The following is a 26675-nucleotide window of genomic DNA, read 5'->3' as shown; positions in this document are numbered from 1 at the left end:
AAATTATACTTAATTGTGTTTGTGTATATGTTTGCTAACTTTAGTACTTTTAGCATGACTACCAACCTTAAAAATAGCACATGATTACGTTCACAAAACAATTTAAAAGAGTTTCAAATTCAATAACAATTTGTCTTTGTCTAATTATCAGCCTACAATCTTGTAAAGAAAAACAGCAGAAAGAAAATACTGAAGCGGAGGCTGAAGACGTGGTGGTTTCACCTGAATTTGAATCCATTTTTGATGGAAAAACACTCAACGGATGGGATGGCGATGCTACCTATTGGAGTGTAGTAGATGGTAATTTGGTAGGCGAAATTACTCCTGAAACACTATTAAAAACGAATACTTTTATTATTTATCAGGATAAGCATCCAGCCGATTTTGAGCTGAAATTAGAATTCAAAATTTCAGAAAATGGAAATAGTGGCATTAATTATCGCAGTGACCAATTAGACACTATACCTTTTGCACTGCGTGGTTATCAAGCAGATATTGATGGAAAAATTAGATATACTGGTCAAAATTACGAAGAGCGCAAAAGAGCTACTTTAGCATACAGGGGTGAAAAAGCAGAAATTTTCACGCAAGATAACGCTGATGAAAAAGGTTCTTTACGTGCCAATGTTGCAAAGAATTGTTGGCAAAGTCGTGAAGTGTTAGAACAGATTGGGAATATAGACTCGTTAAAGACCAAAATCAAAAGTGACGATTGGAACGAAGCTCACTTAATAATTAAAGAAAATCGCCTTCAACACTATATTAATGGTGTTTTAATGAGTGAAGTGATTGATAATGATAGCATCAATAGAATGTCTGCCGGAAAGTTAGGTGTTCAAGTGCACGTTGGGCCACCAATGAAAGTGGAGTATCGTAATATTATGCTGAAAGAATTATAAACCAACTATTATTTTACTTTAAGGTTTATTGAAGAGAGTTATTTTTAATTCTTTTCCTCAACTTTAGATGCAAGCATATCTTTCTCTTTTTGCTGAAAATGTTTAACGCTCGTTTTCACTTCAGCATATCTTGGGTCTTGTATATAGTCTTGTTTTATCATTTTAACGACCTCTATGCTCAGAAAACCAAATTCACTAACCACTTTACCATAAAAACGGTAAATGCCTTTACCCCTAAAATAATACTGCGCAGCCACGGGCGGAAAAAGCACCGCATCAAACACTTTACCCTGCTGATCAATCATTGTAGCAAAATGCATTCGTTTTCCATTATGAGTTTTCGTATTCTTAACGGTAACCAAATAGCCATAAATATCAATATGGTGGCCTAAAAAACGCTCTAAATCCTTTACGCATCTATTATTTTTTGGGGATTCCACTAATAATTCAAACGGACTACATAAACAAAAACCTATCAGCTCTAACTGTGTAAAAGCCATTTCAAGATCTGTGGTATGTAATTGTGGAATCTTAAAATCTTGATGTTTGGGCGGAAACAATTTAGGGTGATCAATTTTCACGTTTTTAGTAAGAAAAAGATGGGCTTTCCAGAGTAATTCATGCTTATTGACTTTTGTGAACCGAAAAGCATCAATACGAATTAGAATACTTACCTGATCAATGGTTATAAAAACTCGGTCTAAAAAATCTTCTAAAGAAGCATAGCTTCCGTTGGCTGTTCTATCTTTTATGATACGTTCTGATACGCGGTTCTCTAACTCATGTAAATACCCGAAACCAAGATAAATAGCCTTACCATAAATTACATTGGCATTAAAACTCTTATTAATACATGGTGGATTAATTGCAGCACCCAACATACGAGCTTCATGCACATAAAACTCTGAGCGGTAAAAACCACCACCATTGTTAAGTACAGCTACCATATACTCTAACGGATAATAAGCGCGTAAAAACAAGGTTTGATAACTTTCTACCGCATAAGAAGCAGAATGGCCCTTTGCAAAAGCATAGCCAGCAAAACTAGCAATCTGCTCCCAAACCTCTGAAATAAGCTTTTCTTGATATGACTTACTTCGGCAGTTCTCAAAAAATTTCTCTTTTACTTTTTGAAATTCTTCGCGCGAACGAAACTTTCCGCTCATACCACGGCGTAACACATCTGCCTCACCAAGATCAAGATTAGCAAAATGATGTGCTACTTTAATTACATCTTCTTGATACACCATTACCCCATACGTATCTGGCATAATTTCTAGCATAACAGGATGCGCTCTTTCTTTATCTCTACCCGGATTTCGATGCCGAAGAATATACTCTCGCATCATACCACTTTTTGCAACTCCGGGTCTAATTATAGAACTCGCTGCCACCAAACCTAGGTAATTATCAACCTCTAATTTCTTTAAAAGCATACGCATAGCTGGTGATTCTATATAAAAACAACCCATACACTGTGCACTCTTGATTAATGCGTTAACCGACTGATCAGTCTTAAACCTACGCACATCATGAATGTCAAATTTGTTGATTTCTTGCGGTTGATTATAGGCTATAATATCTAGCGATTCCCGTATTTTCGACAATCCGCGCTGCCCAAGAATATCAAATTTAAAGAGCCCCACATCTTCAGCAATTACCATATCAAACTGAACAGTCGGAAAACCTTTGGGCGGAAGATGGGTAGCAGCAAACCAGTGCAGTGGTTTTTCACAAATTAATATACCCCCAGCATGAATACTTAAGTAATTTGGCATGTCTATTATTAAACGACCGTACTTAATAACCAAACGCGATACCTCATCAAGTTGTGAGAGGTCATATTTTCCACCAGAGAGCATGTCAATTTCACTTTTCGGAAGTCCAAACACTTTTCCAAGTTCGCGAATAACACCCCGCTCTTTAAAAGTCACATACGTACCTAAGAGTGCCACATGTTCAAATCGATCAAAAATATATTGGGTAATAGTAGGCCGATCTCGATGTGAAAAATCAATATCAAAATCAGGCGGATTGGCTCGATACAAATTCATGAAGCGTTCAAAATACAAATCGAGCTCCATTGGATCTACATCAGTAATACGCAAAAGGTAGGCTACAATACTATTTGCGCCACTGCCTCTACCTACATAGAAAAAATTTTGTTTGCGAGCATAGCTGATAATATCCCAATTGATAAGAAAATAAGAGACAAAACCCATGCTTTTGATAAGTTGCAGCTCTTTTTCTACACGCTCAAGAACGCCATCTCCCCCATCAGGATACCGATAAGACAACCCTTCTTGGCACAATCGCTCAATCATCACCTCATCTTCTTGCTTAGTAGCATTATAGGTTTTAAGGTTTTGTGGCTCTCGTTCTTTAGAGAAATCAAAATGAATTGAACAAGAGTTCAGCAAACGCTCTGTATTCTCTAAAATAAAGGGGAATTCTGAAAAGGCAGCCGCTAAGTTCATTATCGGAAACATTTTCTCGTTTTCATTGGCTTCTTCCGATTTTTCCAACTTACTCAATAGTATATTGTTATCAATAGCACGAAGCAATCGATGTGCATTAAAATCAGCTTTATTGCGAAATGTAACAGGTTGCTGTACCACCAATTTATCTTTCAACTTTGCCAAGCGTGAAAAAGGAAGCTTTCGCAAATCGGCTATTGAAATTCCGATATACTCGTTTTCAGCAAATGTTATTTGCTCATTCTCAAGCACCTTCTCAAAAGGATAAACCACATAAACACCTTCTAATTTTGGGGCAATTAGCGGTAGTTTTTTTGTTTCATGTAAATGTTCTGAAAGAAAATTATTCAGCACCAAATACCCTTCATTATTCTTGGCAATACCTACAAAACACTGATCTACTCCATTTCTAAAATCGATTCCGAGTATAGGTGTCACATTATATTCAGCTGCTTTACGCACAAAATTGAGTGCCCCCGAAGTATTATTAATATCAGTCATCACCAATTGCGTTACATGATTCTCTTGAGCAAGCCTCAAAAGTTCAAGCTCAGAAAAAGTTCCGAAGCGAAGGCTGTAATATGTATGACAGTTTAAATACAAATTGGTTATTTATTAATGATGATTGAATGATGGTTGTTGGCTGAACTTAAATACTACAAACAGACAACTATCAAATTGTCTTTACTGCTTTCGATGTGCCAATATAGTTGGCGGCTGCCCGTTAAACGGATTATGCATTCGCTCTATGGTACGCGCATCCATAGCTGCTGCCCGTATCACACTTTTATCACCATATTTTTTTCGAATATGATCCATAGCCTGATAAAGATTCAAAGCCTCTTCAGTATCTTCAAATAAATTTATTTGGTAGTTACCACTGACTAAATGCGTAAACCGGACACCTATTAAGCGCACCAATAATCTTCGGTTATATAGCGTCTTAAATAGCTCTAATATCTTTGGAATTAAAATATGATCGGCACTAGTGTACGGTATTCGCATTTGCTTTGAATAGGTATTAAAATCAGAATACCGAATACGCACTGCAATACAGGCGGTCAACTTTTCACCTCGTCTTAACTGATAAGCCAAGTTTTCAGTCATTGCAATTAAAATACCGTTCAGTTTTACTGTATCAATAGTGTCTTTATCAAAAGTACGTTCGGTAGAAATAGACTTTCGCTCCCAAAACGGAATAACAGGCGTATGGTCAATACCATTGGCGCGTTTCCAAATTACAGCTCCGTTTTTACCCAATACGCGCTGCATAACATCCATAGGCATCTCTTGTATAGTGCCTACTTTTCGTAAACCTAGATTTCGGAGTATTTGATAGGTTTTATCACCCACCATGGGTATTTTTTTAATAGATAATGGTGCCAAAAAAGGCTTTTCAAATCCGTAGTCTATTTTAAGCTGATTGTTTGGCTTAGCTTCGTTTGTAGCTACTTTTGAAACTACTTTATTACCAGACAAGCCAAAAGAAATAGGCAAGCCTGTTTCTTTTATGATTTTTTGTCGTAATTCAGATGCGTATTTATACGAACCGAAAAAACGGTCCATTCCTGTGAGATCTGCATAAAACTCATCAATGCTTGATTTTTCAAAGAGCGGCACATGTTCTTTAACAATTTCTGTAACAAGATTAGAATGTGTACTATACGTACCTGCATTACCTTTAATTCGTATAGCCTCAGGGCATAGTTCTTTTGCCATCTTCATGGGCATACCTGAATGAATACCATATCCACGAGTTTCGTAGCTACAAGCTGCTACTACACCACGATCACTCAGACCGCCAACAAGAATGGGTTTATTCTTTAATCGACTATCTAAAAGGCGTTCAACAGACACAAAAAATGTGTCTAAATCAAGATGCAAAATGGTTTTATTCATGCGCTTCAAAACAGGAAGCTAATATATGGATTATTTCCAATTTTTTGGATTATTTCCATATATTTCAATCTAAAAAAGCACCTCGCATTTTGCAAGGTGCTTTTTATCCTTAATTTGTAAATTGTTCTACGCCTTGGTATTAATCAAATGCAAAGCCTGTAGAAATTCTAAAAATTAATGCATAAAGGCTTATTAAAATCAAAAAGAAACTAAACCATGCAAGAACCTTCATATAGTTCTTTTGGATAAAACTTCCCAAATTTCTAAATCCTTCTAAATAAATCTCCTTAATAAACACTGCTTAGATTAGTAAAAGGCATATTCTAATTTTCATATTCAAGAGTACAATTTTCTACTAGTTTACAGGTATTTTTTGCTCTAAATCACAATGATACTCTAGCAATTGAATATATTGTAATAAAATATTGTTAGGTGAATTTAAGAATTATCAAATTATTTATGTTGCTATATTGTTGGATACTTAGCCCGTCATTTGGACAGGAAAGTTCATTAGCTACAATAGACAGTCTTGAGAATTTATTAGGATTATATGATACTGAATTTCAAAGAGCGTACACACAACTTGATATTGCAAGAGCTGCTTCTGGACTCGACTCAGTAAAAGCATACGATAGTGCTCATAAAGCGCTTTCCTTCTTTAAAAAAAGTAAAGATTCTTTTGGTTTAGCTAGAGCTTACGCCACAATAGGATATATAGAGTTTGACTATAGTGAAATGAGCATTTCAGAAAATTATTATAAGAAAGCAAAAATCCTTTTTGAAAACCAAATGAAAATTGATTCTTCAAAAAAGCTAATAGACCTTTGGGCAAATACTGTTTTAAACCTTGCTGCTAGTATTGGAAATCAAGGAAGAAATGATGAAGAGTTCACCTATCTGACAGATTTAGCTCCTATTGTAAAAAAATATGAAAATCATAAAGTGTTAGCTTTAATCAATTCTAACATTGCAATTACGTTTTTTAATAATGGTGATTTCGAAAAAGCATATCAATATTTTAAAGGAAATGAAAAAAATTATGAACGAACTGAGGCCTATTCTCAATTTGCAACAGATCGATTAATTTTTTCTAGCAGTCTTATGAGCATGGACTCATTAGAAGCAGCTAAAAAGGAACTAGATAATGCTAAGAAAATACTTAAAAAGACACCCGACTCTCCTAGGTGGCATTTACTCCACCAACAACTAGGTGAATACTATTTAGAAAAAGAAGACTATAAAGCGGCACTCAACGAATATGATATTTCAACCGCACTAATTAAAGAAAAAAAATTTTACGGTGCCCTACCACAACAATATTTAGAATATACAGAACTATATAAAAAAATGGGGGATACTGCCAAAGAAAAGGCATATATGCTTAAATTCTATAAAGCCACTTCAGGCAAAAATGAACCCGACGCTTTATATGCATTGAAAGAGCTTGCTAAATATGAATACCAAGATAAAAACTATAAAAAAGGCATGGAGTATGCTGTTTCATTTTTTAACACCAATGATAGTATCAAAAGAGACGAAATCATTCAAGAGACAGCGCGCTTAGAACAGTTATATCAAAAAGAAAAAAAAGACCGTGAAATTGCGGAACTACAAATACTAAATGATAAAACAGATTTAGACCTTGAGAAAAAAAAATCACAAAACTACCTACTTTTTATACTACTTGGTACTATGCTTTTTTTACTAGTTTCGGGTTATTTAACTTATCGAAATCGACAAAAAAAGAATTTATTAAAACAAAAAGAGCAAGAACAAGTAATTCAAAATTTAAAATCAGAACAAGATCGGAATTTATTTGGTATAATGATGGAAGGTGCAGAACAAGAACGAAAGCGACTTGCTGCGGATCTTCATGATGGTCTTGGTGGAAGATTATCTGGTATCAGCATCAAATTATCAAAGCTTTCGGAAATCGCAAAAACAACAAAAAAACTGCCTGAATTAGATGACATTCTTGAGAACATTAACGATTCTTTACAAGAATTACGAGGAGTAGCTCAAAATCTAATGCCAGAAACACTGTTAAAATATGGTCTTAAAGCAGCCTTAGAGGATTATTGCAGCACTCTAAAGGATAAAGACACGAATATTATACTTCAATTTTACAACACGGAAGAAATTAAAGAACAAAATACAAAATTGACTATTTATAGAATTATTCAAGAACTAATTAACAATGCTTTAAAACATGCCCAGGCTACCGAAATATTAGTACAATTTATTCATGACAAAGACAAAATAGATATTACTGTTGAAGATGATGGAATAGGGTTTAAACAAAACAAACTCAATAAAACAGGAGGCATGGGACTTACAAACCTCAAAAATCGTGTTCATTTTTTAAATGGAAAAATGGATATTCATTCATCAACTAATGAGGGCACATCTGTTAACGTACTAATCGAAAAAATATGAAATCAGAAAAAATAAAGGTAATAGTCGTTGATGACCACCCGTTAGTGATAGAAGGATTGCGTACTTCTTTAGGTGAAGACGATTCTATTGAGGTTATCAAATGTTTTAATAATGCAGCCGATTTATTTTCTTCTTTAAAAATAATTATTACCAATGTAATAGTGCTAGATGTTAATTTGCCAGACATGAACGGCGTAGAAGTTTGTAAAAAAATCACAAAAAAACACCCTCACATTAAAATTATTGGTCTTAGCACTTACAACAACCCTAGTATTGTAAAACAAATGATTAAAAATGGTGCTAAGGGTTATCTATTAAAAAATGTCACATCCAAAGAACTGGTTACCGCAATACATCAAATTCATAAGGGTCAATCATATTTTAGCGGTGAAATCCATACTATCTTGGCCGATTCAATTTTTAATACTAATGCAATTCCAAAATTGACTCGCCGTGAAAAAGAGATTTTAATTTTAGTATCAGAGGGTATCACTACACCACAAATCGCAAAAAAATTAGTTATTAGTCCGCTAACCGTTGAAACCCATCGTCGTAACTTAATTCAAAAAATGGGAGTAACTAATGCTGCGCAATTAGTGAAAATTGCAATTGAACAAAAATTAATATAATACTGACTTACTCATTCTCAAGTATTTTTTTCTACTGGTTTTCGAGTATTTTTTTGCTCTTTTTTTCTTGTAATCTCATAATGCTACATATTGTATATAGAAAACTATAAGAGAATAGCTATGAGAAATCGATTGTTGATATTTTTACTTTTAACCTTTTTAACAACAGGCTGTCAAAAAGATAGTCCAATATCAGAACCGCATAAACCCAATGAAGGTGGTAGCGCAAATATTCCCACTTCAGATATTTCTTCATATGACCCAGATCAACTTCCAGAAAAAGCTGCTATAATTGAGAATCTTCTTGCCAATGGAAGCTTTGAAGAAAATGACAATACATGGATTTTATGTGGTTCATCGACAATAATAGAATCAACAGAGGCCCGAGACGGCGCGAATTATTTAGAATTAAGCAGTCAAAATAAATGCGATTTAGACAATAGATCATTTGGCACTTTATACGCCAATGCATATCATCCATTGAATATTGATAGTATTCCCGATAAAATCCATGTTTCCTTCTATGTAAAAGCATCAACCCCATTAACACTATTAAACAATCCTTTAGGAGTATCTCTTTTAGGGAACACCTTAATTTATGATGGTTTTGAAAGTAAAAGTGTGCAGTTCTTAAATACACATGGTGATATTATTGGAACTGATTGGACACTTATAAAATTGTCTTTGGATAAAAATGAAATTGAGGCTTATTTAGGTAAATTGCCGCCTAAATGGCTCTACTTTGATGTTTCATCCACTTATTACGATTTGGAAAACATAACACTATCAATTGATAAAATTAAAGTTAGCTACGAAAAGGAAGTTACCCAACCCGAACCGATGCCATCTAACTTATTAAACTATCCTGGGAACGATGAAATTTTATTCATTAACTCAGACACTCAAGTCGCTTCAACCATGAAGTTAAATGGAAGTAACCTAGTGAATTACGATAATATTTCAACAGAGGTTATTTCGAGCATTCCCTACTGGTTTGATGACAAACAAATCACTCTAGGCAAAACGGTTTTTAACCCTTTGCCAAATACTGACTCACAAATAATACCGAATAGTCAAACTGAATTATATCGCATTAACTTAGCAACCGGAGATGAAACGCTTTTGTTTGAAACTTTAGGAAGCCCAGGAAGATTTGAATTTGATGGGTCTATCTACAATCAAGATGCATTAGACCTAGAAGTCAAACGAGTAGCATGGGACGCCTATAGAAAAAGAGGTGCATTGACTGTTTGCGGAAATAATCGAAGCCTAAGTAATGTATCGGATGACTACTGCGTAATTTACATTATTGATGAAAATGGCAAAGTTCTAAGTAGTGACACAGAAGGTTTCAATGCAGCTTGGTCATCTACCGGAAAGCTTTCTTATGTAAATGGATCATACTTAAAGGTAGCCGATGTATCCAATGACGGCACTATTCATTCAAATATTGTTTACGAAAGTAATTCTGATTTATTTGATGTAGTAGACTGGTCTCCAGACGGAAATAGTCTTGTTTTTATGGAGCGAGGGGGCGATTTTGTTGGATCAACATATGCAAAAGCTATAAAAACTATAAATATAACTACAGGAAAAATAAAGGAACTTGTTTTGGTAGACCACGGCAGCGCTTATCCTAATGTATCATGGTCAAATGATGGTAATTATATTATTTATTCGCTTTTCATTCCAAGTAAAGCGGACTCCAATTTAGGTAATAATCAAATTTGGTGGGTGGAGATAGCCACTAGTAAAACAGGACCGATTACCACAAACATTAATGCTTTTGGTGGAACTTTTAGAAAACAATTCTAAGTGTGGACAATTATCTACCAACGCTTCTATATTCATTTTGGCTATATCTAGTAGAAATTTTCATGATAAAAAATTGCGACTTTCTATCTAATTATTTCAATAAAAAGCACCTTGCGCTCCGCAAGGTGCTTTTTATCCTTAATTTGTAATTTGGACTAGCCTTGATGTTAATCAAATGCAAATCCTGTAGATATTCTAAATATCAATGCATAAAGGCTTATTAAAATTAAAAAGAAACTAAACCACGCTAGAACCTTCATATAGTTCTTTTGGATATAACTCCCCAAATTTCTAAATCCTTCTAAATAAATCTCCTTAATAAGTAATGTTGTCTTCATAACCTCTTCATTTTATCGTTACATACTTATAACAACACAAAGGTTATGCTACCCTAAAGGATTTGTCCAAATACTGGCTAAACAACGGATATTTTAGTTAAAAAACACTTTTTTAAGTAATTTAAACATCAATAGTTTGGCACAACCCCACATTAAAAAGTTTAACGCAGGGTATCAACCAAACTAACTCAAAATCTGACATCGCATCGAATTTCAATTATAACATAACTAACAGAAAACAACTACTGTTTAATTGTTAGCACAACACTATTGATTACTGAATTTTAAAACTAAAAATCTCCGATTGAGAAGTATTGCCTGCTTTATCTTTTGTTATTACTTGCCAATAATAAGTCTGTCCTGAAACTATATTTGTAGCTATTGAACTTTGGACAGTTGCTCCTATACTTGTATCGGGCGTGGCTATTGTTCCAAAAAGCACTTCAAATTCGGCTATATCATTATCAACATCATCACCTTGCCATTCAAGCGTTACGGAAGTTGTAGCAGCAATAGATTCACCTCTTTTTGGATTAACTGCTGCCGCAGGAAATGGCGCATAATTCAACACTCCAGCACCGGCATTATAGAATTTCCATTTAGCACTAGCTGGTGCAACTTCTGAATTACTACTTCTTGAAACAACATACCATTCATACGGTGTATTACTTTTTAGTGTAATATCAACATCATTCGTATTTGATTCTGTTTTTTGAGTATCACCATTTTCAAGATTCTTAAGATTTACCTCATAGCTATTAGCATTTTGTGCAGCTTCCCACTGAAAGGTTATTGTACTTTGAGAATCACCAACTGCAGCACCTTCTGTGCATTCAGAATTGTTTTCCGGAAAAACCAAATTCACACTACCTGGATCGCCAATTGGGTCAATAACAGAGCCATCATCCTTACTTCCGGGGCATGCAGTTAAAATCAATAGTAATAGCAGCGACATTGTTAACTTTATTACTCTCATTGTTTTATTATTTTAAATGTTCTTGCTTCTCCGTCTACCTGAACTGATAACACATAAACTCCCGCAGTTAGGCTTTCAGCATCAAGTTTAATCTCACTTGTATTTGGCGCTATATTCTTTTGCAGAACCAGTCTACCATCAAAAGTATTCAACTGTATTGGTACTGATTTTTCATACGTTTTACCAAGTGCTACTGAAATTTCTCCGCTTTTTACAGGATTTGGATATACAATAATTACATCGTTCAAATCAAAATTCTCTTCATATAAACCTTGGCAAATTTTATCGGTTTTAACAGTCAACTTTGTCATAGAGGCTCTCAAAGGGATAGTCAACTCTGACTTACTGGTCACAATCACCTCATCATTAAATGAAATGACATATTCATCAGCACCTGATAAATTTAACTGAACCGATTTAGCACTTAGATTGATTTTTGAACTCACTGAGAGTGCTTCTGGCTCAGAAATATTCACATCAAAACAACTTTCATACCCCGTCTCACCTTGAACTGTAATACACACAACGTAAGACCCGCTTTCTAAATCTGAAAAAGAAACTGAGCTCGTAAAACTATCTGTTTTACTAACCGCACTTCCGGTTAGTGTTGCTGTATAATTGTAATTTGCTTGTGCCGCAATAGTGATACTACCGTTATTGCTATCAATACACGATTCATCTTTAGCAGCCACACTAAAATTGTTGTTAGGTAATGAGAAAATTGGACACCCGGCGACATCAACTGCTGCACCAAACGGTGTATTTGGGCACTGATCATCTGCATTAAGCACACCATCATTATCATCGTCATTAGGATTATTAGGAATGCCCTCGCCAAGATTTACTGTAAAGTTCTTAGTAGACCCATCTTCAGCAGTTACCGTATAGACAACTGAATTGCTAAAATCATTTGCAGTTGCACCACTCTGTTGATTTACACCAGAAATAGAAACTGTAGCACTAGCTGAATTCGCAAACGTTGCTATTAAATTTCCAGGATTAATATTGTTTGGAAGATTTACAGAGATCACATTTCCACTAATTGAAGCTACCGTTGGAGGAGAAGTTATGTTAAATCTAAAATCAGTAATCTCTTTTTCACTACTCAATGTACTACGAGAACCTACTGTATACCAAACACCCCATTTACCATCTGGAATTAACCCCGACGCATTGCCTGACGGACTGATTTTATCAGCAGCTATATTAATGGCTAATATATCTTCACTAGTACCATTGAAGGTATCAAATATTATCTTATCATCGGTTTTTGAATAATTTGGAAAACCCAATTTATTATTCTCATATACCGTTTTGACTTCACCTGTTTCAATATTGGCCGTTATCACTTCGTACACACCGTTTAACGTGTCAAAATAATCAAAGGCTAAAATATTACCTGAAGTTTTAGAGAACGAAGGATTACCAATACTAACACCTTCTGGTAGATTGGTAAATATTTTCTGAATACTACCATTAGCATAACTATTGCTCTGATTATCCCACACTTTCATTGCGCCAACATCCCAGTATTCAATATTTTGACCATCACTATTTTGCAAACTATTCAATGCATCATAAATAAGATATTGCCCAGAATAATCCCATTCTAATGCATCAGGATATAATACTTCCCCCGTAGTAACACCATCTGCAGAAGTAGGATTATACAACTCGAAAGACCTTGAATCTCCATTTACTAAATCAGAAATAAATATAACATTCGACTGGTCATTCAAAACCGCAGCAAGCTTAGTACCATCTTTTGATAGTGACACGGCAGCCCAAATAGGTTCTTCTGAAATTACTGTCTCTTCAACATTATTTAAATCTAAGCTTATGGCATTTACTGTGTTATTTTCCGTTACATATATTGCAAAACTACCATCATCAGCTACACTTGGCTTTCTAAAAATTCTGGTAGTCGTTAATGGAAGAAATTCTGTTGCCTCTGTATCAGAAACATATAATGTATTAGGGTTTTGCTCATCGATATCAAGACTTAGAATAAAATCATCGCCATTCGCAATAGGAATATCTTTATCAATATCAGTGCCTTCACCATCAGTAATACCTACCGTATCAAATGCATTTTTAACAGCAATTACTTCAGGTGAATTATCACCATGTAAATCTATGGCTGATTGAATAACAGCAAGCCGAAGATCTATAAATTGTGATGATACTGTTAAATACGTTTCTAAGGCACGGTAGTAAATTTGCTCTGCTTTATTCTTACTTATATCAGTTGCAACCAAATAATAGGCTCTATTGACAATACCACTATTAAGATGAACCCCCCCATTATCTTCACTACCCGTATAATATTCGGTCATGTCTTTTGGCTGCCAACCTGTTTCATTAGAACTTACACCGTTATTAGGGTTCTGCATGTCGCGCATTGCACCAGAAGCAAAATAGTCTCTATTAACAATATCTTCACCCAATAACCAATCATCACGATCAATCATTGTTCCAAAAATATCAGCAAAAGATTCATTAATTGCACCAGACTGATTCAGGTATTCTAAATTTGCTGTAGCCCCTATAACACCATGAGACATTTCATGACCCGAAACATCTAATGAACCTGCAAAAGGAGAAAAGGCAACTTTACCATTACCATAAAATATTGCTTTTCCGTTCCAAAATGCATTATCATACCCACCGCCATCATTCGCAGCCACATTAATAAAAGAAATAATAGTACCACCTTGGCCGTTAATCGAATTTCTATTGAATGTATTTTTAAAATATTCATAAGAAACCTCAGCATTATAATGAGCTGAAACTGCAGTAGGATTATTCCAGTTATTACTTGTGGATGTCACATGAAAAACTGTAACACCTTCAACTGGAGCTTCATTTTTTAAATCAAAGGTTACAATTGCTCCGACTGGGTTATCAGGTAATTCAGATTGTGCTGCATTGAACATTGATTCTGAAGTGTTAATCAAATAATTAACCCCTTCAATATTGTAGGTGTTAAGCTGTCTGTTTACCCCATTTAAATCATTACCATTACCATTTGAAGGAGGTGTAAACCCTGCTGAATGGGAATGATTCTCTTTTTTTAAGTCATTATAAAACGTACAGGTATGATAATATTTATTTAGTATTCGACCAGTTTGTGCATCTACAAAATACTCCCAACGATCCATAAGATTCGGATAAACCGTTAAGTGTCTTGCTAAAATGTACTCACCTTCAAAAGGATAAATTAATAGTTCTTCTTCAAAATCAGTATCAGTTAAAAAGGAATTGTTTTTAGCTGAACTATTTTGATTCAACACAACACCTAAATCTATTTCAACTTGCTTTAATGCATCAGTAATTGATAATTTTGGCACTGTATTATTAATAATTGGTGTTGGTTGATTTCTACCATTTAGGGCACTTACTTTTTTACTCTTATCTAAATGCAATACCACCTCACTGCCATGAACCTTTACCCCTTGAAACACTTGTTGCATTTTAATATGGGTTTGACCTAAACCATCTATCTTACTTGAAATTTCTACAAACTCAGAAGTAGGGTCGTTAATTTGAAGTAAATGTTTCACATCTACCAAATAGTCTTTGGCTACATTTTCTACAGATTGTTTTCCTATTAATGAAACTGACTCTTGGTTTGCCTCACTTTTTATAAATAATGGTAAGCCCTTTTCCGTTTTATTAAGTACTTGATGTTCATATTTAGAACCAATTGAACCCCTATTAAAAACTGAAGGCATTTGAAAATTTGTGCGCCCAGTTTTTAAGCTTTTTTCATTTTTATCTTTTGCTATCTGTAGTGTTTTAAACTTTTTCACCATACCAGCCTTAGCTGATGTGCCTTTTTGATGTTTTTTATCATCAAAAGTATCTTGCGCTGTAATTGTAAGCGTTAAAAAAGTGCAAAAAACAAATGTTAGTATTTGTAGTTTTCTTTGCATAACAGGTTTATTTGATTAGTTCTTTAAGCTGGTTGTGAAAATCTAAATACTCATCTGATATTTCATGATTGTTTGACCCCCATACTATTTTATAACTATTATCTAGGTTAACTTCTTCTAAAAAATAATAATGATTGCCTGGATGGTTAAAATCAAGGTCAGCAAATGATAGCTCTTTTAATTTCAAAAAATACGTTTTTGCTTCCTTTCTCGAAATTGATTCTAGCTTATTCACTTCTTTTGTTAAAGAATTGGAATGAAAAATCTGTCCATTTTCTAAAAGCCAATATGAGTCAACTGCACCTGTCATTCCCCCACCAGAACCAAAAATTAATTGTTTTTCAGGTAATTCTTCAAAAGTGTACTGCTGTGATTTACATCCTAAAAAAGAAAGCACAAGAATACTAGAGAACAAAAGTGTCAGTTTCATCTATTTATTTTTTACATGAGTTTATTATCCGCCAATCTGATACGTCACCGTTAATCTAACCACGTTCAATTTACTTACCAAACCATTTGATTGATCACTTGATAGATTAGTAATACCTATACCCCCAGAAAAGTCAATGTTTAATGAATCAAATAACTTTACCCCTGCGCCAATATTCAAACCGCCATCTAATGTCTTATAGATATCAGAGCTTTTATTGCCAATATTCAGTTTATTGCCATTAGATTTTGCAGAAAGCATATAAGCTACATAGCCACCACCAATTGCATAAAGTCTAGCCGCATCGCCTAAATCTACAACATAAACCTTAACGTTTACAGGCATTTCAACAAAAGACGTTTTTATTTTCGTGAAATTAGTTGCATTGGTTGACTCAATACTAAAGGTCTTTTGTGAATATAATAACCCAGGTTCTAATGATACATTGTCGCCTAGCTCTATTTCATAACCAAAACCAGTATGAAAAGCAAAACCTGCATTAAACAACTCTTGACCAGCATTTGTATTTCTATCTTTTAGAGTCCAACTAGAAACTCCCAAACCAGCTTTTACCCCAAATTGAGCTTGTGCATTAAAACCTAAAAACCCAATTACCATTACTATAAGTACTTTTTTCATAATTAAATGTTCTTTGTTATTTATAATTAAAAATTTCTCTAATTTGATGGTAGCAAGGTATTTTGAAAAGCTTGTTTGTGAAATACCACGTTGTTTGTATTTTTTTCTACTGGTTTTCCAGTATATTGATTAGGTGGTGTTTATTCTACCATATGGATAATGTATATTGGCTCTCGATAAGTCAAAAACCAAATACTGAAATGCGTTCAATAGTATTGCTATTCTTACTTTTTTTATCATTTGCGATTACTGCCCAAAACGGACGTGAAGTGCGAATTGATAGCTTAGAAAGTGCTTTGACATTAGCAGAGCATGACACAACGCGTGTTAATATTATGAGCGAACTGGCGCGTAGTTACGGAGGGGTAGATTCTTTAAAATGCTTTGAATATGGATTTAAGGCTATTGCGCTAAGCAAAAAGAATAACTACCTAAGAGGTATGGCCGATGCAAATATTAATGTGGCGGGAGGATATCTTGACTATTTTGACTCAGATAACGCAATAAAACATTTTTTAATAGGAAATAATTTTGCTGATAAACTGATAGCAAAAGACTCTTCTGCAAGAAATATGAAAATCTGGTTACGTGGTAATTATAATTTAGGTGTTGCTCATGGTTATCAAGGCAACGTAGAAAAAGAAATTGAAATTATTGCAATGACAATACCCATTGCTCAACAAATGGGCGATAAAATATTTGTAGCGAATGCTAATGCTAGTCTAGCTATAAAATATGGAAACCTTTCTCTTTTTAATAGAGCTTATGAAATGTTTAAAATAAGCCAAAAACAGTATGAAGAAGTAGGCACACCAGAAGACATGCTATATCACAGTCTTTCTTTCACCTCTTGTTTATTTGAATTGGATTCACTAGAACAAATGAAATCAGTACTTGATATTGCTAAAGTTAATTTAGATAAGATACCGAACTCGTTCTATCAAGGCCCCTATTACGGTGAGCTTGGTTTATACTATGGCAAAATAGGTCAATACAAAAAAGCACTTAAAGCTCTAGACCAATCATATGATTTTTGTAAAAAAAATAAAACAAATTATTATATAAAATTACTTTATCAAAGATATGCGGATATCTACGAGAAAATGGGTGATTTTAACAATGCAAAAACATATACTATAAAGTATATTAACTTTAATGACACGAATCACACTAGCGATGAAATAGTAGGTTCATATTACAGACTAGCTAATTATGAAGCTGGATTAAATAATTACAAACGAGCCTATGATTACCTAAAAGGTTATGTAAGCGCGCGCGACACTCTTCGCGTAGTGAAATTAGATCATTCTATGCAGCAGCTTGAAATGCAATATAAAACTGCTAACAAAGAAAAAGAGATTCTTTTACTAAAAAATGAGAAAAATGAATCTGCCTTAGCTCTTGAGAAGCGAAAATCACAAAGCTATTTACTAGGCACAATAGCAAGTATATTGGCACTACTATTATTTATAGGATTTTACGGTTATAATTCTAAGCTTAGAAAGGCAAGAAAAAAAGAAATTCAACAAAAAACAGAAGTTTCTAAATTAAAACAAGAACAAGAAAATAAGGTGTTCTCGGCAATGATTGAAGGTCAAGAGAAAGAACGAAAACGTCTTGCGATTGATTTGCATGATGGCCTGGGTGGAAGATTATCAGGTATTAGTCTTAATTTATCGAAACTAGACAAAGACGAACCAAAAGAATATCCAAAAGTACAGTTACAAAAGGTCATGAAAGACCTTGATGATTCTTTGACAGAATTGCGTTCAATTGCCCGTAATATGATGCCAGAAACATTGGTGAAATTTGGATTACAAGCTGCGCTTAAAGATTATTGCAGTAGTATGACGGGTAGTGGCACAAAAGTAACTTTACAATTCTATGGATCCGATCAAGGCATTAGTCTAAATCAACAAGTAACAATGTATCGCGTGATTCAAGAACTTATTAATAATGCCATTAAACATGCTGATGCCTCTGAAGTACTTGTTCAATATATGCGAGAAGGCAATAAAGTTGATATTACCGTTGAAGATAACGGCGTAGGCTTCAGCAAAGAAAACAATATTAAAAAAGAAGGAGGAATGGGGCTTTCTAATCTTCGCACAAGAGTAGCCTATTTAAAAGGTGATTTAGAATTTCACTCTGAAAAAAATGAAGGTACCACTGTTAATGTTCAAATTACCGTAGATGCAGCATAAACCTATAAACACTTTGATAGTTGATGATCACCCAATGGTGATTGAAGGTCTTAAAACCTTGTTAGGTGATGATGACCGCGTTGCTATTAAAACACATTTTGTAAATGGAACCGACACACTTTCATTTTTAAAAGAAGACACTGTTGATGTTATTCTATTAGATGTCAATTTACCTGATATTAATGGTGTAGAAATGGTCACCAAAATACTTAATATTAGAGCAAATATTGGCATTATAGGGCTTAGCACCTATAGCGAACCAAGCATTATAAATCAAATGATTAAGAATGGCGTAAAAGGCTATTTACTTAAAAATGCTACGGCTGATGAGTTGGTGAATGCAATTACTCAAGTTCACCAAGGTAATTTTTATTTTGGCAGTGAAGTGCAAAAAATTCTTGCTGATTCGGTTACACAAGAAAGTCGAGACTTACCAAAGCTAACCCGTAGAGAAAAACATGTGCTAACCCTAATTGCAGAAGGCAAAACAACTAACACCATAGCTGATGAGTTATTTATTAGTCCGCTTACAGTAGAAACGCATAGGCGAAATCTAATGCAAAAATTAGAAGTTTCTAATGCGGCATCACTTATAAAAATTGCTGTTGAGAAACAGTTGATTTAGCAAACCCAGCTATCACCAAATACAACTCTCCCAAAAAATTACCTGCTTTTAGGTATTTTTCTCTACTGGTTTTCTGGTATTTTTTATGCTTTTTTTTCAAGTGTCCAATGAATTTTACATCTTGTTCATTGAAAGCTTTTGTTTAGAGAAACGTAGAACTCTTAATTATCCACCAAACACGACATACCCCCCGCAATATCATGGCAAAAAAAACAGCCAATTCATGATAAATAAAAAGGAAAAACCTTTAGCAATAAAAATTATTTGTACGCTTGGCTTTATTGCAGTATTACTTGTTTTATTTTCCATTTACACCATGCCCAATTATCTTATTGATAGTTGGTACCCTCCTTATTTAATTCTTTCAGCATTAATCATTATGGCTTGTATGGTTGCATTCTGGCACATGAAAAGATGGGCAATTTATCTCTATGCTGCTTTTGTTGTCTTAAACCAAATGCTTTTATTTCATATGGAAGTCAGTTCTATATACTACATGATTCTTCCTGTAATCATTATTATCATTGGCACAATGCACTTAAAAAATAGCATTCAATAACACCTTCTGGGAAACGGAAATTTTTAAGCAACCTTTATCTATTTCCTTTGAAACAAATTTAGGAGTCCTTTGTTTTCACATTCTTTCGAATACTTCAAACTATAACCGTTTTTAAAACGGCCTAAAACACCACAATATTTAACTGGAATAATACTAATAAAAAAAATCTCAATATTGTGTTTCCTCCATATTACTTAAGCAGATAAGAGATATCCTAAAAACAAGAAAATTCAAAAATCTGGAAGCCTTTCTAAAACCAGTTCTCGTTTCACCACTACTTCGTAATTAATTTGCTATTTTTAGTAGGAAAATTTTCCAAAAAAAATACTGCAAAATGCTCATACTTAAAACCAAACACTTTAGAATATTATTTTTATTAATTCTAATTCTATCAACATCCTGTAAAGAAAAACAATCAAAAAAATCGGAATTAGTTAAAGACGAACCAAAGAGTGAATGGACACCCATTTTCAACGGTAAAGACCTATCGGGCTGGACCATGAAAATAAATGGATATCCGTTAGCAGAAAATTTTGGCAACACTTTTAGGGTTGAAGACGGCATCTTGAGCATTCGCTATGATCAGTACGGCCCTGAATTAGGTGAGCGTTTTGGAGCACTCTTTTACGACAAAGAACTTTCGAATTATAGATTGAAAGTGGAATACCGATTTGTAGGCGAAACTGCTTCTGGAGCACCCGAATGGGGTTATCGTGATAGTGGCGTTCAAATTCATACCCAACCACCTAACACTGTACAACTAAATCAACGTTTTCCTATTTGTTTAGAATATAATCTTCATGGCGGCAACGGCACCGATGATAGACCCTTGGGTGCAATTTGTGGGATTGGCACATTTGTAGAAATCGATGGCGCAAAAAGCACCTCTTTTTGCAACCCCGCAAAAGTAGCTCGAACTTTTCACGGAGATCAATGGGTAACCGTAGAAATCGATGTCAGAGATGGTATAATGAAACATTTTGTCAATGGAGAAGAAATCATGAATTATTCAAACCCCACTTATGACCCTGAAAATGAATTCGCAAAAGAATTGATAAAAGATGGTGACCTAACAGTGGATAGTGGATACATTTCTTTTCAGTCAAACAGCCACCCGATTGACTTTAGAAAAATAGAACTACTAGAGTATTAACGTCGATATTACATTGAAAATGAAAGTATTAGTCTCTTTAAATTTTCCTTCATTGGGAATAGAAATGCTTCGTAAAGAAGGTCTTGAAGTCACTACTTGGACTGAAGATTTACCGATGAGTAAAGAACAACTTATTGCAGCCACCAAGAAAAATGATATTCTACTTTCTGCAAGTATTTATAATTTGGATGCCGATTTTCTTGAACAAAACAAACACCTTAAACTAATCTCACAATTTGCAGTAGGGTATAATAATATTGATGTAAAAAAAGCTACTGAATTAAACATTCCAGTTACAAATACACCCAATGCCATGACAGATGCTACTGCTGACATTGCCTTTGGATTATTGTTGGCAGTATCGCGAAAAATGTTTCACATGCACAAGAAAATAATAAACAATGAATGGGGACATTTTCGACCACAGGCCAATTTAGGAGTAGAGCTAAAAGGAAAAACTGTAGGCATTCTTGGTATGGGGCGTATAGGTATTGAGTTTGCTAAACGTTGTGTTGGCGCCTATGGCATGAAAGTGTTATACCATAATCGTAAACCGAATAGGGAAGCAGAAAAAGAATTAAATGCCACATATGTTTCTTTTGATGAATTATTAGAAAAGAGCGATATCGTTTCAGTTCATTGCGCCCTCACTGAAGCTACCAAAGAGAAGTTTAATAGCCAGGCCTTTTCAAAAATGAAACCTTCATCTATTTTTATTAATACCGCCAGGGGTGGAATTCATAATGAAACTGATCTTATTGAGGCATTAAATAACAAAACTATTTGGGGAGCAGGTTTAGACGTAACCAACCCTGAACCCATGCAAGCAGACAATCTATTGTTAAATATGGAAAATGTTGCCGTATTGCCTCATATTGGTTCAGCAACCGTTGAAGCTCGCAATGAAATGTCTAGGCTTGCTGCATGGAATATCATTCAATTCTCGAGAGGAGAGACACTAACCAACCAAGTATAATGAGTAAAACTAAAATTGCAATCGTAACCGGAGCTGGCTCAGGAATTGGCAGAGCCGTAGCAATAGCCTTAAACCAAAATAACTGGACAGTCATTTTAGCTGGTAGGCGTGAAAATCAACTTCAAGAAACGGCTACACTATGTGAAAATAAAAACACTTTGGTTGCACCTACTGATATTACCAATAAAGAAAGTGTTGCACAACTTTTTCGGCAAGCAAAGGAAAAGTACAACCGGTTAGATTTAGTTTTTAATAATGCAGGTACTAATGCACCCGCTATACCCTTAGAACAAATAAGTTTAGAAGATTGGAAAAATGTTATTGACACCAATTTAACTGGGGCATTTTTTTGCACACAAGAAGCGTTCAAAATAATGAAACATCAGAATCCACAAGGTGGTAGAATAATCAATAACGGTTCTATTTCTGCACATACACCTAGGCCTCAATCAGCACCGTATACTGCTAGCAAACATGCAATTACGGGTCTCACCAAAGCAACGGGCTTAGACGGCAGACCATACAATATTACATGCGGGCAAATTGATATTGGCAATGCCGCTAGCGCCATGACACAAAGTATTGAAAAGGGAATTCTTCAGGCAGATGGCTCAACAAAAATAGAAGCAACAATGAACATTGATGATATTGGCCGTACTATTGTATATATGGCCAGTTTACCTTTAGACACAAATGTGCCCTTTATAACCATTATGGCAAATCAAATGCCCTATTTCGGTAGAGGCTAATTACAGACTTAATTCAACTTTACCTCCGGTTTTTGTAGCCTTAAAAATAGCATCAATAATTTTCATATCCTTCACCCCTTCTTCACCATCTAAAGGCACTAAGGGTTGTTTACCATCAAAAATTAGTTCAGCCATACCGTCCATCTGTAAAGCTTGATGTGTGTAGTGCGGTTGAGTCAACTCACCTTTATGCGTACGACCTTTTATTGGTCCGTAACCTGTTGATGGTTTCATTTCTAACCAACCTTCAGAACCTGACATGAAAAACCTATCTAAATTACCAATGTTATATGATGAAAGACAATTAGCTACCGCTCCGCTTGCGAAGCCCATTTGAAATTGAATGGTTTCATCTACACCTTCTTTAAATTTAACAGGATCAGTTTTAGTTTCTTGCGCAGTGACCCATATAGGTTCTTCACCTAAAATGTATCTGGCACCATTGATTGAATAGATACCAATATCCATCATGGCACCACCACCTGCAAGTTCTTTATTCAGTCGCCATTGTGTAGGATCACCAATTACAAAACCAGATTGTCCTTGAAAAAATTTAGGTTTACCAAACTCTCCATTTTCACGCATTTTAATTAAGGCCATTGTTTTTGGCTCATAATGCATACGGTACCCTATAAGAAGTTTAACATTAGCTGCTTTACAAGCATCAACCATTTTCTGACCTTCTTCGGCATTTATCCCCATTGGTTTTTCACATATTACATGCTTACCTGCTTTGGCCACCCTAAGTGTTTGGTCACAATGCAATCCGTTAGGGGTAATTATATATACTGCATCAATGTCATCATTATTTTTAATGGCATCAAAATTTTCATAGTTATAACAGTTTTTCTTTGGAATGCTATATTTTGACTGCCAGTCTTTTATTTTAGATGGAGTGCCACTTATGACCCCAACTAACTTTGCCTTTTTACACTCCAACATTGCTTTTGCAACACGACTACCATAACTGCCCAAGCCCATAATTGCTACTCGCAAAACTGGACCATCATATGGCTCTTCTACAGCAGCAAAAAGTTTAGAGGAATTAAATATTAGTGGAACACCTATTGCTGAAACCGTAACCTTTTCAATAAAACTTCTTCTTGAACCCATAGTGTATCTTATTTGTTCTAAAAATAGTGTTTTAACTTATTCGAAACAATTGTACATCTCTGATATTTAATGATATATTAAAAAAAATCTTAGCATTAAAAAAACCCTTCTTAAAAAAGAAGGGTTTTCAGCACTTTAATTGTGCTTTAAATTCTCGGGGTGAATTCAAAATCTCTCACTCGTCTTCTAATAAAAAAAAATTCTTCAAACATTAAGTTTATTTGTTTGGGAAAAATATTCTAAAAGTTGTTCCTTCACCTAAGGTACTTTCAACTTCTATCTTGCCTTTCATTAAATCGACTTGGTATTTGGTAAGATATAATCCCATTCCTCTTGCTTCTCCATTATTACCTAAGGTTTTATAGAGTTTGAATAGCTTATTTCCATTCTTATTTAAATCAATTCCTATTCCATTATCCTCGATAGATAATATCGAATGTGTTTTATTCTTTTCTGCACTAATTATTACCACTGGAATCTTATCAGGCTTTCGAAACTTGATAGCATTAGACAAACAATTTACTACTATATTCTCAAGATAAGCCGATAATGCTTTTATTTCAAAATCGTCACCAATTTCATTAATTATTTTTGCTTTTTCATTCTTTACTAGACCTGTCAAACGCTGTTCTGCACGATATATAAAATCATTAACAACCAAGAATTCTTTCTTTAGTTTATTGTTGTTACTAATGGATACTATCTCACGTAAACCTTTAATAGTTTCCGTCATGTTCTCATTACCATCTTTTAAGATTGACAACAATTTTTTTCGCTCAATTTCACAATCTTCCTTTTCTATAAAGTTCAACAATAAAGTAATATTAGTAGCGTGCCCTTTTAAATTATGAGAAACCATGTGGGTGAAATTCACCAACTTATCTACATTTTCATTCGCATCATTTACTTGTTTAAGCAAATTTTCACTTTGGTTATTACGAGCCGAAACATTAACTAGCGTAGTAATTATCCTTTTGTTTTCATTAGAGTTTGAAATTATTCTACCGAACAAATTGATTTTACGCTCTTCTCCGTTTTTAGCTGTATAATTCAATTTAGTTAGTTCAAACATATTAGTAACAGATAATTGTTTCAACATGCTTGATTTATCTGAAGCATCACTTAAAAGTTGAAAACTTTTATACGATTTACCTATTAACTCCTCAAAACTATACCCAGTCACATTACAGAACTCATCATTAACTTCAAGAAACTTACCTGTTGAATAATCTGTAACAGCCATTCCTATTGGTGATGCCTTAAAAAATTGTTGATACTCAAAATTTGATTCTACCGCCTCTTTCTTTTCATTTTTAATAGCTGCAAATTTCGAAGTAACATCTTGTATCGTGCCTATAATCCGAGCGCATTTTCCATCTTTAAACTTAGGTCTTCCTATAGCATTTACCCAAATCGTACTTCCGTTAGCTGAAATTATTTCTAAATTTTCATCCCATGGAGTACCACTATTAATAGCTTTATGAATTGAAATTTCCATTTTATCTCTTGACGACCCTTTTTTAAAAAAGTTAATCGCAGTTCTTAAAGTCAGTAGTGAGTTATGTTGGATTTTAAAAATATCTTTAACTTTAGGAGACAAAAACACTTCCTCTTTTTCAACGTTAAATTCCCAACTTCCAATTTTTGCAATATTCCCATTTTGTCTTAAGAGCTTATTAGTATGATTTAGCTCTATTTGTAACTTCTTAGTCTCTGTTACATCTTTAATACTAACTACTACCCCTATATTATTACCATAACCATCTTTCCATGGATTTAAATACCAAATAAAACTACTTTCATTTCCTTCTTCAATAACTCCCTTATCTATAATCTGAATATCCTTTAACCCGTCTAATGCGTATTCTAATTTTGTTTTCCAATTATCTGATAATCCAGGAAAAATGTCCAAAATATTCAGTCCTTTTACATCTTTATTTAAGAATGAAAACTTACTAAACCATTGTTCTGAAGCATCAATTAAACAAAAATTTGTATCAAGTAGAGCTATGGAAGATGGGACTTGCTCTAACCAGGTTAAGTTCAAATTAGAAATGGGATTATTTTTAATCATTATGTAGAATTATTTACTTTTTATAGTATTTTTCTTACAATATATGATTATCACATTAAATTAATACTCTTATGTTGGGAAAACACGAATACCTGTTGTGAAATATTTTTATCTTGTTGTATGTATCTGAATATTAATCGTTTATTTCGAAGTATTTTTGAATAATGGCATTAATCTTTTCTTCGGACAAGGGCTTTAACCAAATACCATTTATTTGACCGATATTCGCTGCCTTTTCTTCATCTTTAGGACTCAAGGACGTTGTTAATAATATGATAACCGCATTGTCTTTATCTTCTCTTTCTAATTCACTGTAATTTTCCAGAAATTCCCATGCACTCATTATAGGCATATTAATATCAATAAAAATCAATTCTGGAATCGGGTTTTCTGGTATTTTTAAATACTCTAGCGCATCTATTCCACTTTGAAAATCAACAACATTCTTAGCACAATTAGCATAGGCGATAAACTTTTTATGGATAAAGTTTGTTGAATAATTATCATCTAATAATAAAATTGATTCAAGTTGTTTTGGCATCTGTTAATTTCTATTAAAAGTGAATTAGAAAATAATATTCTAGTTCGATTGGTTATTATTCAATTTTCAAAGGAAGAATGAAAGTTTTTAGGACTACAAAATATAGAATAATTATAATAAATGTATGAATTTATTTACAAATAAGTAAAATTCAACACAACTTGAGTAGTTAGTTTATACCTTTAAGGCATTCAATTAACAAAAATTT

The 26675-nt window shown here is 34.1% G+C and carries 21 protein-coding genes; 10 read left to right on the top strand and 11 right to left on the bottom strand.

All coding sequences use genetic code 11. The features are described from left to right. Positions 1–80: 80 nt before the first annotated feature. Positions 81–899: a 3-keto-disaccharide hydrolase gene (locus JQC67_RS05565; RefSeq protein WP_203251857.1), complete on the top strand. Its 819-nt coding sequence runs from the start codon at positions 81–83 to the stop codon at positions 897–899. 44 nt (positions 900–943) lie between these two features. Here JQC67_RS05565 and JQC67_RS05560 read toward each other — a convergent pair whose 3' ends face one another. The 3 genes from JQC67_RS05560 to JQC67_RS19035 form a co-directional block, all read right to left on the bottom strand. Beyond that, positions 944–3979, bottom strand: a complete 3036-nt coding sequence (locus tag JQC67_RS05560) for a DNA polymerase III subunit alpha (RefSeq protein ID WP_203251856.1) — start codon at positions 3977–3979, stop codon at positions 944–946. A gap of 81 nt (positions 3980–4060) precedes the next feature. Continuing rightward, positions 4061–5275, bottom strand: a complete 1215-nt coding sequence (gene dinB / locus JQC67_RS05555) for a DNA polymerase IV (RefSeq protein WP_203251855.1) — start codon at positions 5273–5275, stop codon at positions 4061–4063. 139 nt (positions 5276–5414) lie between these two features. Then, positions 5415–5573 carry a DUF6747 family protein gene (locus tag JQC67_RS19035; RefSeq protein ID WP_317198359.1) on the bottom strand — a complete coding sequence of 53 codons (159 nt, stop codon included), beginning with the start codon at positions 5571–5573 and terminating at the stop codon, positions 5415–5417. A 134-nt stretch (positions 5574–5707) separates the two neighbouring features. On the opposite strand from JQC67_RS19035, the gene JQC67_RS19185 reads away from it, so the two are divergent. From JQC67_RS19185 to JQC67_RS05540, 3 genes are all read left to right on the top strand, one after another. Further along, a complete protein-coding gene (locus JQC67_RS19185; RefSeq protein WP_203251854.1) occupies positions 5708–7711 on the top strand; it encodes a tetratricopeptide repeat-containing sensor histidine kinase in 2004 nt (667 codons plus the stop codon). Beyond that, entirely contained in the window at positions 7708–8340 is a 633-nt protein-coding gene (locus tag JQC67_RS05545; protein WP_203251853.1) for a response regulator transcription factor, read from the top strand. The genes JQC67_RS19185 and JQC67_RS05545 overlap by 4 nt, the downstream gene beginning before the upstream one ends. Before the next feature lie 120 nt (positions 8341–8460). Further along, on the top strand, positions 8461–10155 hold the full coding sequence (locus tag JQC67_RS05540) for a PD40 domain-containing protein (protein ID WP_203251852.1): 1695 nt from the start codon (positions 8461–8463) through the stop codon (positions 10153–10155). Positions 10156–10322: 167 nt separating this feature from the next. Here JQC67_RS05540 and JQC67_RS19180 read toward each other — a convergent pair whose 3' ends face one another. From JQC67_RS19180 to JQC67_RS05520, 5 genes are all read right to left on the bottom strand, one after another. Beyond that, positions 10323–10493, bottom strand: coding sequence for a DUF6747 family protein (locus tag JQC67_RS19180; protein WP_317198358.1), 171 nt, complete (start codon positions 10491–10493; stop codon positions 10323–10325). A gap of 274 nt (positions 10494–10767) precedes the next feature. Then, positions 10768–11469, bottom strand: coding sequence for a fibronectin type III domain-containing protein (locus JQC67_RS05535; protein WP_203251851.1), 702 nt, complete (start codon positions 11467–11469; stop codon positions 10768–10770). Next, on the bottom strand, positions 11466–15404 hold the full coding sequence (locus JQC67_RS05530) for a M4 family metallopeptidase (RefSeq protein ID WP_203251850.1): 3939 nt from the start codon (positions 15402–15404) through the stop codon (positions 11466–11468). Before JQC67_RS05530 ends, JQC67_RS05535 begins: the two co-directional genes overlap by 4 nt. A gap of 7 nt (positions 15405–15411) precedes the next feature. After that, the gene (locus JQC67_RS05525; RefSeq protein WP_203251849.1) at positions 15412–15834 is read right to left on the bottom strand and encodes a hypothetical protein; all 423 of its coding nucleotides are present in this window, start codon (positions 15832–15834) and stop codon (positions 15412–15414) included. Between the two features lie 24 nt (positions 15835–15858). Next, positions 15859–16473 (bottom strand): porin family protein, encoded by a 615-nt coding sequence (locus tag JQC67_RS05520; protein WP_203251848.1) that lies wholly within the window; start codon positions 16471–16473, stop codon positions 15859–15861. 200 nt (positions 16474–16673) lie between these two features. Here JQC67_RS05520 and JQC67_RS05515 point away from each other — a divergent pair, with 200 nt between their 5' ends. From JQC67_RS05515 to JQC67_RS05490, 6 genes are all read left to right on the top strand, one after another. Next, complete coding sequence (locus JQC67_RS05515) at positions 16674–18677, top strand: tetratricopeptide repeat-containing sensor histidine kinase (RefSeq protein WP_203251847.1); 2004 nt, start codon at positions 16674–16676, stop codon at positions 18675–18677. Further along, entirely contained in the window at positions 18667–19302 is a 636-nt protein-coding gene (locus JQC67_RS05510; protein ID WP_203251846.1) for a response regulator, read from the top strand. The genes JQC67_RS05515 and JQC67_RS05510 overlap by 11 nt, the downstream gene beginning before the upstream one ends. Before the next feature lie 223 nt (positions 19303–19525). After that, entirely contained in the window at positions 19526–19861 is a 336-nt protein-coding gene (locus JQC67_RS05505) for a hypothetical protein (RefSeq protein ID WP_203251845.1), read from the top strand. A gap of 334 nt (positions 19862–20195) precedes the next feature. Then, positions 20196–21014: a 3-keto-disaccharide hydrolase gene (locus JQC67_RS05500; RefSeq protein ID WP_203251844.1), complete on the top strand. Its 819-nt coding sequence runs from the start codon at positions 20196–20198 to the stop codon at positions 21012–21014. 19 nt (positions 21015–21033) lie between these two features. Then, a complete protein-coding gene (locus JQC67_RS05495) occupies positions 21034–21990 on the top strand; it encodes a 2-hydroxyacid dehydrogenase (RefSeq protein ID WP_203251843.1) in 957 nt (318 codons plus the stop codon). Beyond that, positions 21990–22739 (top strand): SDR family oxidoreductase, encoded by a 750-nt coding sequence (locus JQC67_RS05490; RefSeq protein WP_238934492.1) that lies wholly within the window; start codon positions 21990–21992, stop codon positions 22737–22739. The genes JQC67_RS05495 and JQC67_RS05490 overlap by 1 nt, the downstream gene beginning before the upstream one ends. Here the strand turns inward: JQC67_RS05490 and JQC67_RS05485 are convergent, their stop codons facing one another. The 3 genes from JQC67_RS05485 to JQC67_RS05475 form a co-directional block, all read right to left on the bottom strand. After that, positions 22740–23852, bottom strand: coding sequence for a Gfo/Idh/MocA family protein (locus tag JQC67_RS05485; protein WP_203251842.1), 1113 nt, complete (start codon positions 23850–23852; stop codon positions 22740–22742). Positions 23853–24069: 217 nt separating this feature from the next. Further along, entirely contained in the window at positions 24070–25926 is a 1857-nt protein-coding gene (locus tag JQC67_RS05480) for a PAS domain-containing sensor histidine kinase (RefSeq protein ID WP_203251841.1), read from the bottom strand. Positions 25927–26059: 133 nt separating this feature from the next. Next, positions 26060–26467: a response regulator gene (locus JQC67_RS05475; protein ID WP_203251840.1), complete on the bottom strand. Its 408-nt coding sequence runs from the start codon at positions 26465–26467 to the stop codon at positions 26060–26062. Positions 26468–26675: the final 208 nt, after the last annotated feature.

Source organism: Aurantibacter crassamenti (assembly GCF_016811105.1).
In the GTDB taxonomy this organism is placed as follows: domain Bacteria; phylum Bacteroidota; class Bacteroidia; order Flavobacteriales; family Flavobacteriaceae; genus Aurantibacter_A; species Aurantibacter_A crassamenti.
Note: the sequence above shows the minus strand (reverse complement) of the source record. Positions and strands in the feature narration are given on the sequence as shown.